This window comes from Sporosarcina sp. ACRSL (assembly GCF_022346605.1).
Taxonomy (GTDB): domain Bacteria; phylum Bacillota; class Bacilli; order Bacillales_A; family Planococcaceae; genus Sporosarcina.
Window position 1 is genome coordinate 182725 of the sequence record NZ_JAKRNT010000002.1, and the last position, 14952, is coordinate 197676.

16 protein-coding genes and 2 other annotated features are annotated in these 14952 nt (G+C 46.4%); all 16 genes read right to left on the reverse strand.

The window, feature by feature from the left end:
* Positions 1–88 precede the first annotated feature (88 nt).
* A complete protein-coding gene (gene rpoB / locus MHZ92_RS04170; RefSeq protein WP_239430272.1) occupies positions 89–3631 on the reverse strand; it encodes a DNA-directed RNA polymerase subunit beta in 3543 nt (1180 codons plus the stop codon).
* Positions 3632–3849: 218 nt separating this feature from the next.
* Entirely contained in the window at positions 3850–4452 is a 603-nt protein-coding gene (locus MHZ92_RS04175) for a class I SAM-dependent methyltransferase (protein WP_239430273.1), read from the reverse strand.
* A gap of 169 nt (positions 4453–4621) precedes the next feature.
* Positions 4622–4987 carry a 50S ribosomal protein L7/L12 gene (gene rplL / locus MHZ92_RS04180; protein ID WP_239430274.1) on the reverse strand — a complete coding sequence of 122 codons (366 nt, stop codon included), beginning with the start codon at positions 4985–4987 and terminating at the stop codon, positions 4622–4624.
* 77 nt (positions 4988–5064) lie between these two features.
* On the reverse strand, positions 5065–5565 hold the full coding sequence (gene rplJ, locus MHZ92_RS04185; RefSeq protein ID WP_239430276.1) for a 50S ribosomal protein L10: 501 nt from the start codon (positions 5563–5565) through the stop codon (positions 5065–5067).
* A gap of 34 nt (positions 5566–5599) precedes the next feature.
* Positions 5600–5748: a sequence feature (ribosomal protein L10 leader region), on the reverse strand.
* Between the two features lie 45 nt (positions 5749–5793).
* A complete protein-coding gene (gene rplA / locus MHZ92_RS04190; protein WP_239430277.1) occupies positions 5794–6492 on the reverse strand; it encodes a 50S ribosomal protein L1 in 699 nt (232 codons plus the stop codon).
* Positions 6493–6609: 117 nt separating this feature from the next.
* On the reverse strand, positions 6610–7035 hold the full coding sequence (rplK, locus tag MHZ92_RS04195; RefSeq protein WP_060203386.1) for a 50S ribosomal protein L11: 426 nt from the start codon (positions 7033–7035) through the stop codon (positions 6610–6612).
* A 171-nt stretch (positions 7036–7206) separates the two neighbouring features.
* Positions 7207–7740: a transcription termination/antitermination protein NusG gene (nusG, locus tag MHZ92_RS04200; RefSeq protein ID WP_239430499.1), complete on the reverse strand. Its 534-nt coding sequence runs from the start codon at positions 7738–7740 to the stop codon at positions 7207–7209.
* Between the two features lie 209 nt (positions 7741–7949).
* Complete coding sequence (gene secE, locus MHZ92_RS04205) at positions 7950–8135, reverse strand: preprotein translocase subunit SecE (protein WP_239430278.1); 186 nt, start codon at positions 8133–8135, stop codon at positions 7950–7952.
* A 39-nt stretch (positions 8136–8174) separates the two neighbouring features.
* A complete protein-coding gene (gene rpmG, locus MHZ92_RS04210) occupies positions 8175–8324 on the reverse strand; it encodes a 50S ribosomal protein L33 (protein ID WP_239430279.1) in 150 nt (49 codons plus the stop codon).
* A 138-nt stretch (positions 8325–8462) separates the two neighbouring features.
* Positions 8463–9113, reverse strand: a complete 651-nt coding sequence (sigH, locus tag MHZ92_RS04215; RefSeq protein ID WP_239430280.1) for an RNA polymerase sporulation sigma factor SigH — start codon at positions 9111–9113, stop codon at positions 8463–8465.
* Between the two features lie 69 nt (positions 9114–9182).
* Positions 9183–9698, reverse strand: coding sequence for an NYN domain-containing protein (locus MHZ92_RS04220; protein ID WP_239430281.1), 516 nt, complete (start codon positions 9696–9698; stop codon positions 9183–9185).
* Complete coding sequence (rlmB, locus tag MHZ92_RS04225) at positions 9695–10453, reverse strand: 23S rRNA (guanosine(2251)-2'-O)-methyltransferase RlmB (protein WP_239430282.1); 759 nt, start codon at positions 10451–10453, stop codon at positions 9695–9697. The genes MHZ92_RS04220 and rlmB overlap by 4 nt, the downstream gene beginning before the upstream one ends.
* Complete coding sequence (locus MHZ92_RS04230) at positions 10450–10872, reverse strand: Mini-ribonuclease 3 (RefSeq protein ID WP_370644610.1); 423 nt, start codon at positions 10870–10872, stop codon at positions 10450–10452. Before MHZ92_RS04230 ends, rlmB begins: the two co-directional genes overlap by 4 nt.
* A 5-nt stretch (positions 10873–10877) precedes the next feature.
* The gene (gene cysS, locus MHZ92_RS04235; protein WP_239430283.1) at positions 10878–12275 is read right to left on the reverse strand and encodes a cysteine--tRNA ligase; all 1398 of its coding nucleotides are present in this window, start codon (positions 12273–12275) and stop codon (positions 10878–10880) included.
* Positions 12256–12921 (reverse strand): serine O-acetyltransferase, encoded by a 666-nt coding sequence (cysE, locus tag MHZ92_RS04240; RefSeq protein WP_239430284.1) that lies wholly within the window; start codon positions 12919–12921, stop codon positions 12256–12258. The genes cysS and cysE overlap by 20 nt, the downstream gene beginning before the upstream one ends.
* A 68-nt stretch (positions 12922–12989) precedes the next feature.
* Positions 12990–13208 (reverse strand) — a binding site (T-box leader).
* 237 nt (positions 13209–13445) lie between these two features.
* Positions 13446–14909 (reverse strand): glutamate--tRNA ligase, encoded by a 1464-nt coding sequence (gene gltX / locus MHZ92_RS04245; RefSeq protein WP_239430285.1) that lies wholly within the window; start codon positions 14907–14909, stop codon positions 13446–13448.
* Between the last annotated feature and the right edge of the window lie 43 nt (positions 14910–14952).

Here is a 14952-nt window from a genome sequence, read left to right on the forward strand (position 1 = left end):
TTATCTCCGCGATGGACTCTCATCAATATCGTTAAAACAGGGGAGCATGCTGTAGCTCCCCTATTCAATTGAACATACTAGTATTTCATTAGACTGTTTGATCTTCAGCCATGAGATTCAATGCATCTGTCGGTTGCATATCATCGTCATCGTCAAGATCGCGCATTTCGATTTCTTCGAATTCTTCCGTCAGCATCTTCACGTCCAAGCCAAGGCTCTGCAATTCTTTAATAAGAACTTTGAACGATTCAGGTACGCCCGGTTGAGGGACGCTTTGCCCTTTGACGATAGCTTCGTATGTTTTCACACGGCCGACAACATCGTCAGATTTAACGGTAAGAATCTCTTGCAATGTATAAGCGGCACCGTAAGCTTCGAGCGCCCATACTTCCATCTCCCCGAAACGCTGACCGCCGAATTGGGCTTTTCCTCCGAGCGGTTGTTGTGTAACGAGTGAGTATGGTCCAGTCGAACGAGCATGTAGCTTATCGTCGACCATATGCGCAAGCTTGATCAAATACATGACACCGACAGATACACGGCTGTCGAATGGTTCGCCTGAGCGGCCATCGTAAAGGATCGTTTTTCCGTCACGGTTCATGCCTGCTTCTTCCATCGTAGTCCAGACATCCTCTTCATTCGCTCCGTCAAAGACCGGCGAAGCCATATGAACGCCTAGATTCCGTGCAGCCATTCCTAGATGCATTTCCAATACCTGTCCGATATTCATACGGGATGGTACACCGAGTGGGTTCAACATGACGTCGATCGGCGTGCCGTCCGGAAGATATGGCATATCCGATTCAGGTAAAATGCGAGAAATAACCCCTTTGTTACCATGGCGTCCGGCCATCTTATCCCCAACGGAGATCTTACGTTTCTGTACAATATACGCACGGACGAGTTGGTTAACGCCTGGCGGCAATTCGTCGCCATCTTCACGATTAAATACTTTCACGTCAAGGACGATACCACCTGCACCGTGTGGAACTCGCAATGAAGTGTCACGTACTTCTCGGGCTTTTTCACCAAAGATCGCATGAAGGAGTCTTTCTTCTGCTGTCAGTTCAGTAACCCCTTTAGGTGTCACTTTTCCAACGAGAATGTCGCCATCGCGAACTTCTGCACCGATACGGATGATACCGCGGTCGTCCAAGTTGCGAAGGGCTTCTTCACCGACATTCGGAATATCCCTTGTGATTTCTTCAGGTCCAAGCTTCGTGTCCCTTGCTTCCGATTCATACTCTTCAATATGGATCGATGTAAAGACATCATCTTTCACAAGACGTTCACTCATGATGATGGCATCTTCATAGTTATACCCGTCCCATGTCATGAAGGCTGTAAGCACATTTCGGCCTAGAGCAAGCTCCCCTTGATCCATCGATGGTCCGTCTGCAAGGATGTCGCGCGGTTTCACGCGATCTCCGACACTGACGATCGGGCGTTGGTTATAGCAAGTCCCTTGGTTGGAACGGATGAAGTTTTCAAGTCTATAAATCGTCAAGTCGCCTTTTACTTCTTTGCCATCTACCGTCTCAATACGACGGATACGGATTTCCTTCGCTTCTACGTGCTCGACAATTCCATGGAATTTCGCAAGCACTGCAGCTCCAGAGTCACGCGCTGATACGTGTTCCATACCTGTACCGACAAACGGGGCTTCAGGATTCAATAAAGGAACAGCTTGACGTTGCATGTTCGCACCCATGAGGGCACGGTTCGAGTCATCGTTTTCAAGGAATGGGATACATGCAGTCGCAGCAGAGACGACTTGTTTCGGAGATACGTCCATATAGTCGATCTGTTCGCGTTTGAATACAGTGTTATCCCCTTGGAAACGACCAACAATTTCATCATTCACAAAGGAACCATCTTCGTTGAGCAGCGCATTCGCCTGTGCAACGACATAGTTATCCTCAATATCCGCAGTCAAATAGTCGATTTGGTCAGTGACGCGCCCAGTTTCAGGGTCAACCTTCCGATAAGGAGTTTCAATGAAACCAAACTTATTCACTCTCGCAAACGTTGAAAGGGAGTTAATCAATCCGATGTTCGGGCCCTCCGGTGTTTCAATCGGACACATACGTCCATAGTGGGAATAGTGAACGTCTCGGACTTCCATGCCCGCACGTTCCCTCGTCAATCCACCAGGTCCGAGTGCTGAAAGACGTCTCTTATGCGTCAATTCGGCAAGCGGGTTCGTTTGGTCCATGAATTGGGATAGCTGGGAGCTACCGAAGAATTCTTTAATGGAAGCGATGACCGGTCTAATATTGATCAATTGCTGAGGTACGATCGATTGCGTGTCATTGATGGACATCCGTTCTTTGACGACACGTTCCATACGAGACAATCCAATTCGGAATTGGTTTTGTAGCAATTCGCCAACTGAACGTAGACGACGGTTTCCGAGGTGGTCGATATCGTCCGTATTTCCAACTCCATGAAGCAAGTTGAAGAAATAGCTAATAGAAGCAACGATATCTGCAGGCGTTACATGTTTCACAGACTCATCGACGCCAGCGTTTGAAATAACGTTGATCACTTGCTTCTCTTCACTTTTCGGAGCATAGATCTTGATCGTCTGAATTGTAATGTCCTCATCCAGTACACCGCCAACATGCGATACTTCCTGGACGCCGACTCCTTTATCAAGATGCGGCAATAGACGGTCCAATGTCCGACGGTCTAACAGTTGATCCTTCTCAAGTAAAATTTCACCTGTTTCAGGATCTACAATTGTTTCTGCAACCGTTTGATTGAACAGACGGTTTTGTAAATGAAGCTTTTTATTCATCTTATAGCGGCCGACATTCGCCAAATCATACCTTTTTGGGTCGAAGAAGCGAGAGTATAGCAGGCTTTTCGCGCTATCGAGTGTCGGAGGCTCGCCAGGACGGAGGCGTTCATAAATTTCAAGCAAGGCCTTTTCCGAAGTTTCCGTGTTGTCCTTTTCAAGCGTATTACGTAAATACTCGTTATCACCAATCAAATCGATGATCTCTTGGTCTGTCGAAAAGCCAAGAGCACGGAGTAGAACGGTAATCGGCAATTTACGAGTACGGTCGATCCGGACATGGACAACATCTTTCGCATCAGTTTCGTACTCGAGCCACGCACCGCGGTTCGGAATGACGGTCGCTGCAAAGCCGCGCTTTCCGTTCTTGTCCGTCTTATCGTTGAAGTAGACGCTCGGAGATCGAACGAGCTGGGATACGATAACCCTTTCCGCACCGTTGATGATGAAGGTACCGTTTTCCGTCATCAGTGGGAAATCCCCCATGAAAACGTCTTGTTCCTTCACTTCTTCCGTTTCCTTGTTATGCAGACGCACTTTTACGCGAAGTGGCGCTGCATACGTAACGTCACGCTCTTTCGATTCATCAACAGGGTATTTCGGTTCACCAAGTTGATAATCAACGAACTCCAACGAAAGATTACCTGTGAAATCCTGGATCGGAGAAATATCGCGGAACATTTCCCGCAAACCTTCTTCCAAGAACCACTCATAAGATGCCGTCTGGATTTCAATCAAATTCGGCAGCTCGAGAACTTCATTGATCCGCGCGAAACTTCTGCGCTGACGGTGTTGACCATACTGAACTAAATGACCTGTCAACTCTTTCACCCCTCAAAACAATATTAGTCCTTTGCGAAATCATAAAAATAGTGTATGATATCGAAAAAACAAAAAGAAAACGAGTTCTGGCAAGAGCTCATTTTCGGTTTAACAATCTTTTATCCACTGCCAGTATGCCTTAGTTTTCCAAAACTTATGCAAAAGGGCACACGAACGCATTATATTATTTATGCATTTTACAATACTACCACAAGAAAAATCTCAAGTCAAGATTTTCTAGCTTTTAGTATGAAATACCCCTTTTTCTTCTCAACCGTCTCTACATTGCTGAAAATCTCCGTCAAATGCGCGATTGTCGAAGGAGCTCCTTGTTTCTTCTGAATAACGACCCACAATTCTCCTCCAGCGGCCAATTTTGAAAAAGCACCGTCATAGATTTTGAATACCGTCTCTTTTCCTGCCCGGATTGGCGGGTTCGTCAATATCGCGGCGAAACCTTCCACTTCAACAGCCGATAATGCATCACTTTCATAAATCGACACATTTTCTATGTTATTCAGCTTAGCGTTTTCATGTGCAAGCGCCATCGCCCTTTCGTTAACATCGACCATATGGATGTTCCGATCCGGAAAAGATGCGGCGATTGACAATCCGATTGGCCCGTATCCGCAGCCGACATCTAGCACATCGCCTGCCAGTTCCGGCATCGTGAATGATTCCGCTAATAGGCGGGAACCGAAATCCACTTCTCCTTTACTGAATACACCTGCGTCTGTTTTGAAACGAAGCTGTTTGTTGCGCAACGTCGCTTGCCATTCCTTCGGATCACTTTTCACTGTTGGATTTTTAGAGTAGTAATGTTCAGACATACTGATTCTCCTTCCTTCCGAAAGGTTACCCATCTTCAGGCTCAATTACAATTTACAAATTACCGATTTTTCGCGATCAATTCTGTTACTCGATTATCGGATTTCTTTGTAGATAAAAAACGAAGAAAAGCCCGTCCAGATTGACGAGCCTTTCTTCAGTATTCAAAAATTACTTGATTTCGATGCCAGCGCCAACTTCTTCAAGTTTCGCTTTCATTTCTTCAGCTTCTTCTTTAGAAACGCCTTCTTTAAGAGCTTTTGGTGCGTTGTCAACTAGTTCTTTAGCTTCTTTCAAGCCAAGGCCAGTGATTTCACGTACCACTTTGATTACTTTGATTTTTTGGTCGCCAGCAGAAGCTAGGACTACGTCGAATTCAGTTTGCTCAGCAGCTGCTTCACCAGCACCTGCACCGCCAACCATTGCAACTGGAGCTGCAGCAGTTACGCCGAATTCTTCTTCGATTGCTTTTACAAGATCGTTCAATTCAAGAACTGTCATTTCTTTAATCGCGTCAAGGATTTGTTCTTTAGTCATTATATTTTCCTCCTAGATAGGTTTTAGTTTTGTCGGGGATTACCCCGCATATTTTCGTTCAGGCTGCTTGTTTAAAATTAAGCGCCTTGTTCCTCTTTTTGCTCTGCAACTGCTTTTGTTGCAAGCGCGAAGTTGCGCATTGGAGCTTGTAGAACGCTGAGTAGCATGGAAAGAAGTCCTTCGCGGGATGGAAGATCTGCCAATGCTTTGATATCTTCAACAGTAGCGATGTTTCCTTCGATCACACCTGCTTTGATTTCGAGCTTGTCGTTCTTCTTAGCGAAGTCGTTAAGGATTTTAGCTGGAGCCACGACATCTTCAGTCGAAAACGCGATTGCGTTCGGGCCTACTAAATGTTCGTTCAATCCTTCAAGTCCAGCTTTTTCTGCAGCACGGCGTGACATTGAGTTTTTGTAAACTTTGAAGTCGATGCCTGCTTCACGAAGCTGTTTACGAAGTTCTGTAACTTGGCTCACGTTAAGACCACGATAGTCAACTACGACAACGGAAACTGCAGATTGCAATTTGCCTGAGATCTCTTCAACTACCGCTTGTTTAGCTTCTAATACTTTGCTCATCTTGACACCTCCTGTAAGAATTCGGGTCATTCATACCGATATGAAAAAGCCCTCGTGATCCACAAAGTAGACCACGAGGGCAGAAAAGTCGTCATCATTAATAGAAATGAGCGTCTTGTCCTCGGCAGGATGATTAAGCGAGCAATACGCCCCTGCTGTCTACGGTACAAATGATATAGTTCACAACAAACGAAATCTTACCATAAGATTTCAAGTTCGTCAATGATTTTATTTAATAACTACAGACGATGGATCAATTTTGACCGCAGGACCCATTGTAGTCGTGATGTTCACAGACTTCATGTATGTCCCTTTCGCTGCAGCTGGTTTCGCTTTTTGGATAGTTTCAAATACAGTTTTAAAGTTTTCTTCAAGCTTTTCGTTGTCGAAAGAAGCTTTTCCGATTGGCGCGTGGATGATACCCGCTTTGTCCGCACGGTATTCAACTTTACCTGCTTTGATTTCCGCAACAGCTTTCGCAACGTCAAACGTTACTGTGCCTGTTTTAGGGTTTGGCATCAAGCCTTTTGGTCCTAGTACGCGACCGATTTTACCAACTTCGCCCATCATGTCCGGAGTTGCGACGATTACGTCGAAATCGAACCAGCCTTGTTGGATTTTAGTGATGTACTCTGCATCGCCGACGAAGTCTGCGCCAGCTGCTTCCGCTTCTTTCAACTTTTCGCCTTTCGCGAAAACGAGAACGCGTTGAGTTTTACCAGTTCCGTTTGGAAGCACAACTGCTCCACGGATTTGCTGATCGTTTTTACGAGTGTCGATTCCAAGACGGAATGCGACTTCAACAGTTGCGTCAAAGTTGACTGTGCTTGTTTTCTTTGCAAGCTCGATCGCTTCTGTCAAGTCGTACGCTTTTGTACGGTCGACAAGCTTTGCCGCTTCAGTGAATTTTTTACCTCTTTTTGCCATTAGTATTTCCTCCTCGTTTGTGGTTTTAACGGATTATACCTCCCACGAATAAGGGTTGCGTGTTCCTAGGAACAAGCGCAACCCCCACTACAAAGAACCGCGTTTGGTTGATCCCGATCAGTCTTCGATCGTGATTCCCATACTGCGAGCAGTACCTTCAACCATTGCCATCGCCGCTTCAACCGATGCTGCGTTTAGATCCTGCATCTTTTGTTCTGCAATTTCGCGAACTTTATCACGTTTTACAGTAGCTACCTTCTTTTTGTTTGGTTCACCAGAACCTTTTTGAAGATTAGCTGCAACTTTCAGCAATACTGCTGCTGGTGGAGTTTTTGTAATAAAAGTGAATGAACGGTCCTCAAATACAGTTATTTCAACAGGAATGATTAAGCCTGCTTGATCCGCTGTACGTGCGTTGAAATCTTTACAGAATCCCATGATATTAACACCTGCTTGACCTAGTGCCGGTCCAACTGGTGGAGCTGGGTTAGCTTTACCTGCAGGGATTTGCAATTTTACGATTTTGGTTACTTTTTTAGCCACGAGACACACCTCCTTAAGTCCGTGATGTGGTAATTGGGTTGCCCCTCCCACTCAATATGTGCCTGCCGGTTTCACCCGGTAGAATTTGGTTAATCCGTCCAGTCTGTTTCTGTTTACAGTCTGACCTTTGAAATGATACCACTATTATGCTCGTCTTGCAAGTAGTAATCTCTATATTTTTTCAACTTGCGTAAAGTCAAGTTCCATAATTGTTTCTCGGCCGAACATGTCGACAGAAACACGGACTTTCCCTTTGTCTTGATCGATTTCTTCGACTTTCCCTTGGAAATGCGCAAACGGTCCGTCGAGCACTTCGATCACTTCGCCGACTTCAAAGTTAGCTTCTGCTTTCCGTTCTTTCATGCCCATTTGCTTGAGGATGAAATCGACTTCTTCCGGTAAAAGTGGAGTCGGTTTTGCGCCTCCTCCAGAAGAACCAATGAAACCTGTCACGCCAGGCGTATTTCGGACGACATACCAAGAATCGTCAGTCATGATAAGTTCCACGAGGACATATCCAGGGAACGTCTTTTTCATAACTGTGCGTTTTTTTCCGTCTTTAAAGTCTGTTTCCTGCTCTTCAGGAATGACGACGCGGAAGATTTTATCTTGCATCCCCATCGTCTCGACACGTTTTTCAAGGTTGGCCTTTACTTTGTTTTCATATCCTGAATACGTGTGGACGACGTACCAATTTTTCTCCATCTCCATAATGACGAGGACTGTTTGTCCGTCCCTCCTTTTCGAAATACAGTTGATTTCCAATTCAAATCTACGGAAGTCACAAAAATAAATAAAACCTTACGTTATAAATTCCCCGTAAATAAGCTATTTACACAAATTTTCGAGAAATGAAAAAACCCGTTCATGTAACAAGACGGGATATTTTCAACAAGGATATTCATGCTGTCCTATTATAACGCAAGATACCATTCCATTACATTTGATATGCCCAAATCAACGAGACCGAAATAAACTGCCATGAAAACGACTGTGACGATGACCACAATCGTATAGCGTGTCAATTGATTCCGCTTCGGCCAGCTGACCTTCCGCATTTCAGAGACGACATCTTTTAAAAAGCCGGTTATCTTACCCATTCAATCGTAGACCTCCGAATACTAAGTATATTGCTGCAACTAGATTGTTTGTTTATGTTCTGTATGTGTATTGCATTGTTTACAAAACTTCTTCACTGTGAACCGGACCGTTGTCTGTTTATTCCCCGCAGGGATGACATAGTTTCGTGATCCGCAGCGATCACAGCATAAAATTAGCTTTTTAGACATTTTTTCACCTTGAACTTCCGTCGTGCTACAAGTAGCCGACCGTCTAAGCACATAGCCATTGCCTTGCTAAAGAGTACCACCTTATTTTCATCATGTCAACACGATGGAAAATGTTTGGCAACCACTTTTAGACATTGTTCAATGAACGACATCGACTTGCATATGCCGTTCAAGTTTCCGCTTGATGCGTTGCAGCGCATTGTCTACAGATTTGACTTGCCGATTCAATTCATCTGAAATCTCTTGGTAGGACTGCCCTTCCAAATAGAGTGATAGCACTTGCTTTTCAAGCCCGCTCAGCACTTTATTGATTTCCCCTTCCATGTGGATGAAGTCCTCCTTATGGATCATCAAATCTTCCGGATCATCGAGCTCCGACCCTGAAATGACATCCAGCAATGTGCGGTCGGATTCCTCATCATAGACAGGCTTGTCCAAAGACACTGACGTGTTTAGCGGAATGTGCTTCTGCCTTGTCGCTGTCTTGATGGCTGTAATGATTTGCCTTGTAATGCAGAGCTCCGCAAATGCTCGGAACGAAGAAAGCCGATCCATCCTGAAATCACGGATCGCTTTGTACAGGCCAATCATTCCTTCCTGAATAATATCTTCCCGATCACCGCCCATCATAAAATATGAGCGCGCTTTCATTTTAACGAAAGATTGATATTTGGTAATAAGGAAATCAAGCGCGTCCGTGCTGCCCTCATGAATACGAACTAAAAGCTCTTCATCGGATAGCCCAGTGAAATCAGATGTACCCCCTTGAACGTATACATTTCCCGCCAATCACCACACCCCGATTCGTTATTGCCATTTCAATCAGTATACCGTATGGAAAATTTTTCAGTCAACCGTTCATTTCATTCCACGCCGCCATTTTTCAAATATTTCTGCCACCTCGTCGGATAGTTGGATCTTGGAAAAAGGTCGTTCCTCTTGGATTTCTTTCACTTTTTTCGTAATCAATTTATCGATTTCATTCATTTCAATTTCCAGTTCGCGAGCCGATTTCCGGAGGGCGCCTTGTGCAAAAATGACCCATTGCTCCGTTAAATCGGATGTGGCCACGTGAATTTGGACCCTGCGCCCGCTCAGCTCGGACACCATCTTTTCAATCCGTTCATCCGCAGTTTCATTTTCCCTCGTGAAAACGACCTCGACGTTATGTTTCCAATCCTTCTTTTCAATCCCCCGCGCTAAATGCGCATCGAACAGGACGATGACGCGCCAGCCCGTATGCGCTTTATATTCGGCCATCCGTTCGATGAGCCTGTCCCGAGCTTCCGCAAGGCTTCGTTGCTTCAGCTCTCGTAATTCGGGCCATGCTCCGATAATGTTGTATCCATCGACGAGCAATATATCTTTTTTCATGACCCCGATGTTGGGGGCTTACGCTTGCGTAACACTTCGTACATGAGTAGGGATGCAGCGACCGAAGCATTCAATGACGTTACATGCCCGATCATCGGCAAATGATAGAGGAAGTCGCACTTCTCCTTCAAAATGCGGGACATCCCTTTCCCTTCACTGCCGATAATGATGGCAAGCGGCAATGTCGCATCCATCGAACGGTAGTCTTGCGAACCTTTAGCGTCCGTTCCAGCGATCCAGACGCCTTCCTTCTTCAACTCCTCCACAGTCTGGGAGAGATTGTTTACGCGAACGACAGGGATATGCTCGATGGCTCCAGTCGATGCTTTTGCGACGACTCCTGTCAATCCAACTGAACGCCGCTTCGGAATGATAATGCCGTGTACGCCAGTAGCATCCGCCGTCCTAAGAATCGAGCCGAGATTATGTGGATCTTCCAGTTCATCGAGGATGAGGAAGAATGGGTCCTCATTGCGGTTTTTTGCAACAGCAAACAGATCATCCAGCTCCGCATAGGAATAAGCAGCGACCGAAGCGATGATTCCTTGGTGGTTCACGTCAAGCATGCCATCCAGCTTTTGTTTTGGAACTGCTTGGACGATAACACCTGACCGTTTTGCGAGTGATAAAATTTCCCCGATGCTTTTTTTATTCAATCCTTCAGCAACCCAGATTTTGTTCAGTTCCCTGCCGGAACGGAGTGCTTCTACAACCGGGTTTTTACCGCCGATCAATTCCGATTCCTGATTTGTCATGATGCGCCTTCCCCTTTCGGATTTTCGATGAACTGCACTGTCTCACCAATGATTTCCCCTACTCGGTCATTTCTGCCGAGCAAATATAAGTAGCCGATGACCGCCTCGAATCCCGAGCTGTAATTATACGTCACGACATCGGTGTTCTTTGGGACCGATCCGGATTTCGCATTCCGCCCGCGACGCAGGACGGCTTCCTCCTCTTCGGTGAGGAGGCCGTTTTCCTGCATCATCTTGACAGCTGAAGCCTGTGCCTTGGCGGATACATATCGAGTCGCCTCCTTATGAAGGATGTTCGGTTTCACACGGCCGGAACGAAGTAAATGCTCGCGGACCGCCTGTTCATATACCGCATCCCCCATATAGGCGAGCGCAAGTGCGTTCAATTGCTTCACATCTACGTCACGCAATGTATACACGCTGCTCACCCTCTTTTCCAGCGGGTGCCTTGAGCGGTATCTTCCAAAATAATCCCCTTTTCCTTCAGTAAATCCCTTATTTCGTCTGATCGGCTGAAATTACGTTCGCGGCGTGCAGTTAAGCGCTCCTCGATAAGCCCTTCGATTTCATCATCCAGCAGCTCTTCCCCTCCGAATGGCAGGCCGAGTACTTCCATAAGACGTTCGAATGTCGTAATGAAATAATTCAGGACAGTTGCTTGCGTATTTTTCTCCAGCAAATAGACATTGGCCATTTTTACGAGCTCGAAAATGGCAGCCATGCCGTTTGCTGTGTTGAAATCATCGTCCATTGCCGTTTCAAATTGACGGACTGCCTCATCCACCTTATGGATCCATATATCAGGCTGATCCCCAAGATCCGCAGAGGTGCTTAAACGGTGTTTCAAATTGTTATACGCCGTTTGAATACGATCCAAACCGTTCGCCGCGCTTTCCACAAGCTCCTGTGAGAAGTTCACCGGATGACGATAATGGACGGATAACATGAAGAAACGGAGCACTCGCGGGTCGATCTGCTGACGGATGTCGTGGACGAGAATGAAGTTCCCGAGCGACTTCGACATCTTTTCATTATCAATATTAATATAACCATTATGCATCCAATAACGCGCAAATTGTTTTCCTGTCATCGCTTCAGACTGCGCAATTTCATTCTCATGATGCGGGAATGTCAAATCCTGCCCACCCGCATGGATGTCGATCGTATCGCCCAAATGCTCCCGCGCCATAACGGAGCACTCGATATGCCAACCTGGACGACCTTTGCCCCAAGGACTATCCCAAGAGATTTCCCCTTCTTTCGCGGACTTCCATAACGCGAAATCAAGTGCATTTTCCTTTATGTCGCTTTCTTCGATTCGCGCACCGACTTTCAGCTCATCAATCGACTGATGGGATAACTTGCCGTAGCCGTCGAACTTGCGAGTTCTGTAATAGACATCGCCTTGCGATTCATAAGCGAACCCTTTCTCCACGAGCACTTCGATGAACGCGATAATGTCATCGATATGCTCTGTTACCCGTGGATGGGCGTCTGCTTTTCCGCAACCGAGAGCGCTGACATCCTCGAAATAAGCATTGATGAAACGATCTGTCAGTTCCCCAACCTCTTCGCCAAGCTCATTCGCCGTCTTGATGATTTTGTCATCGACATCCGTAAAATTGGAGACAAACTGGACATCAAAGCCACGATACTGCAAATACCGACGAACCGTGTCAAATACGATAACCGGTCTTGCATTTCCGATATGAATATAGTTGTAGACGGTTGGCCCGCACACATACATTTTCACTTTCCCTTCCTCCAGCGGGATAAATGGCTCTTTCTTTCGTGTCAATGTATTATAAATTTGAATACTCATCGGTTTTCTCCCTTTCCTCTAGTTCTTCAATCCGTCTTCTCAACAATGCAATTTCCTCTTCCAACCGATTGCAAGTTTCTGCAACAGGATCCGGCAAGTTTTGGTGATCCAGTTTATCCTTTACCCGTACACCATTCGATACGACCACTTTGCCCGGAATTCCGACGACTGTCGAATCGGCAGGTACATCGATCAATACGACCGACCCCGCACCAATCTTGCTGTTTTCACCGATTGTAATGGAGCCGAGCACTTTCGCTCCCGAGGCGACGAGTACATTATTGCCAAGAGTCGGGTGCCGCTTTCCTTTTTCTTTGCCCGTTCCTCCTAATGTCACACCTTGGTACAAGGTTACATCGTCACCGATTTCACATGTCTCGCCAATGACGATTCCCATGCCGTGGTCAATGAAGAGACGCCTTCCAATCGTCGCGCCCGGATGAATCTCGATGCCCGTGAAAAAACGGCTGACCTGCGAAATGAATCTCGCAAGAAATAAAAAGTTCTTTTTATACAATGCATGTGCTACCCGATGCGCCCACACCGCATGGAGGCCGGAATACGTTAGGACCACTTCGAATGTACTACGTGCAGCAGGGTCTTGTTCAAATATGCATTGGATGTCTTCCTTCATCCTCCGAAACACTGTGTTCGACCTCCCGATTACTAATTTTCGCTTTCGTTAATGCAAAAAAGCGTCCCTGTCCATAACTAGACAGAGACGCATTGAATGCGCGGTTCCACTCCGCTTGGAAGGAGGTACTCCTTCCCGCTTAACGCCTCTAACGCTGGCGATGCGTCCGGCCTACTTCTTCGTTCGGCACGGCACTCAAAGGGGCATTTCCACATCGCAGAGGTTCAGATCACTTGCAGCCGGTGGTGATCCTCTCTGGAGAACATGCGATGTATACTTCTCCTTATCAAAGCTTTCAATTCTTTATTCCAATGTACGTCAATTGTACATCGATAATGCCTAAAGTCAACTAGAATCAATTTCGCCTAGGCGAAATTGCGTCCAGATTTTTATCGAGCTCGCTCGATAAACTCCCTTAAAAATCTGTGACATCCGCCGGAGGCTGACTTAATTCAGACAGGGTTTGACCTCCCACTTAATCGAAGGTGTTTCGACCTTCATTCCTCCACGTACGGAAGTGAGTGACATCGGCTGAATTAAGACTGCGCGAATTTCGACACACGCTCGATTGTCTTTTCCTTACCGATCAATGCAATAGAATCCGGCAATTCAGGGCCGTGCGTCTGTCCGGTTGCGACAACGCGGATCGGCATGAACAAGTTCTTCCCTTTATGGCCCGTTTCCTTTTGCACCTCTTTGATCGCCGCTTTGATCGAAGCGGCATCAAATGATTCAAGCTCCGTCAATTTGCGTTGGAACGACGCCATCACCTCAGGCACTTGTTCCCCAGCAAGGACTTCCTTGGATTGTTCATCATATTCAATATCATCGTTGAAGAATTGGGCGGTCAATTCGACAATTTCTGCACCGTAGCTTAATTGCGCTTGATAGAGGGCGATTAATTTGTGCACCCAGTCGCGTTCCGCCTCCGTCATCTCTTTGCTAACTCGCCCTGCCGCCTGCAGATGAGGCAACGTTAATTCGATCACTTCATCCAAGCTAAGCTTCTTCACGTATTGATTGTTCATCCAAGTCAGTTTCTGCTTGTCGAACATGGATGGCGATTTGGAAAGTCGGCTTTCGTCGAAAAGCTTGACCAGTTCATCATGTGTGAAGATCTCTTCTTCCCCACCCGGAGACCAACCGAGCAGTGCAAAGAAGTTGAACATCGCTTCCGGCAGATAGCCGAGATCCTTGTATTGGGAAATGAATTGGATAATCGATTCGTCTCGTTTCGACAGCTTCTTTCGCTCTTCATTGACAATTAACGTCATATGCCCGAAACGTGGGTATTCCCATCCGAACACATCGTACACCATCAATTGTTTAGGTGTATTCGTCAAATGCTCTTCGCCACGGAAGACATGCGAAATTTTCATAAGATGATCGTCAATTACGACCGCGAAATTGTAAGTCGGAATGCCGTTCGCTTTGACGAGCACCCAATCGCCGACATCCTTCGATTCGAACGTCACTTCCCCGCGGACTAAATCATCCACTGTATACGTAACGTTTTCAGGGACACGCATCCGTATCGTATACGGCATGCCCGCAGCTTCCTTTTCAGCAACTTCTTCAGCTGTCAGATTGCGGCAAGTACCCGCATACATTGGTGCAGCAATGCCGGAAGCCTTCTGCTTTTCACGCTCCGCCTCCAGTTCCTCAGGCGTACAGAAACATTTATAGGCATGGCCTTTGTCCAGCATTTCCTGTGCATATTTCGTATACAGATCAAGGCGTTCCGTTTGGCGGTAAGGACCGTATTCCCCACCGACATCGACGGACTCGTCATGATGAATGCCGAGCCATTTCAAATTATCAAGCTGGGACAGTTCCCCCGCCTCAATATTCCGCTCCGTGTCGGTATCTTCGATGCGGATGATGAATTTACCGCCGTGATGGCGCGCGAATAGGTAATTGAACAATGCTGTCCGGGCTCCGCCGATATGTAAATGGCCGGTCGGGCTCGGCGCATAACGTACACGTACTTCTGTTGTCATGTGAGTGCATCTCCGTTCTTGATAAATTCAAGTGTCATTTTAT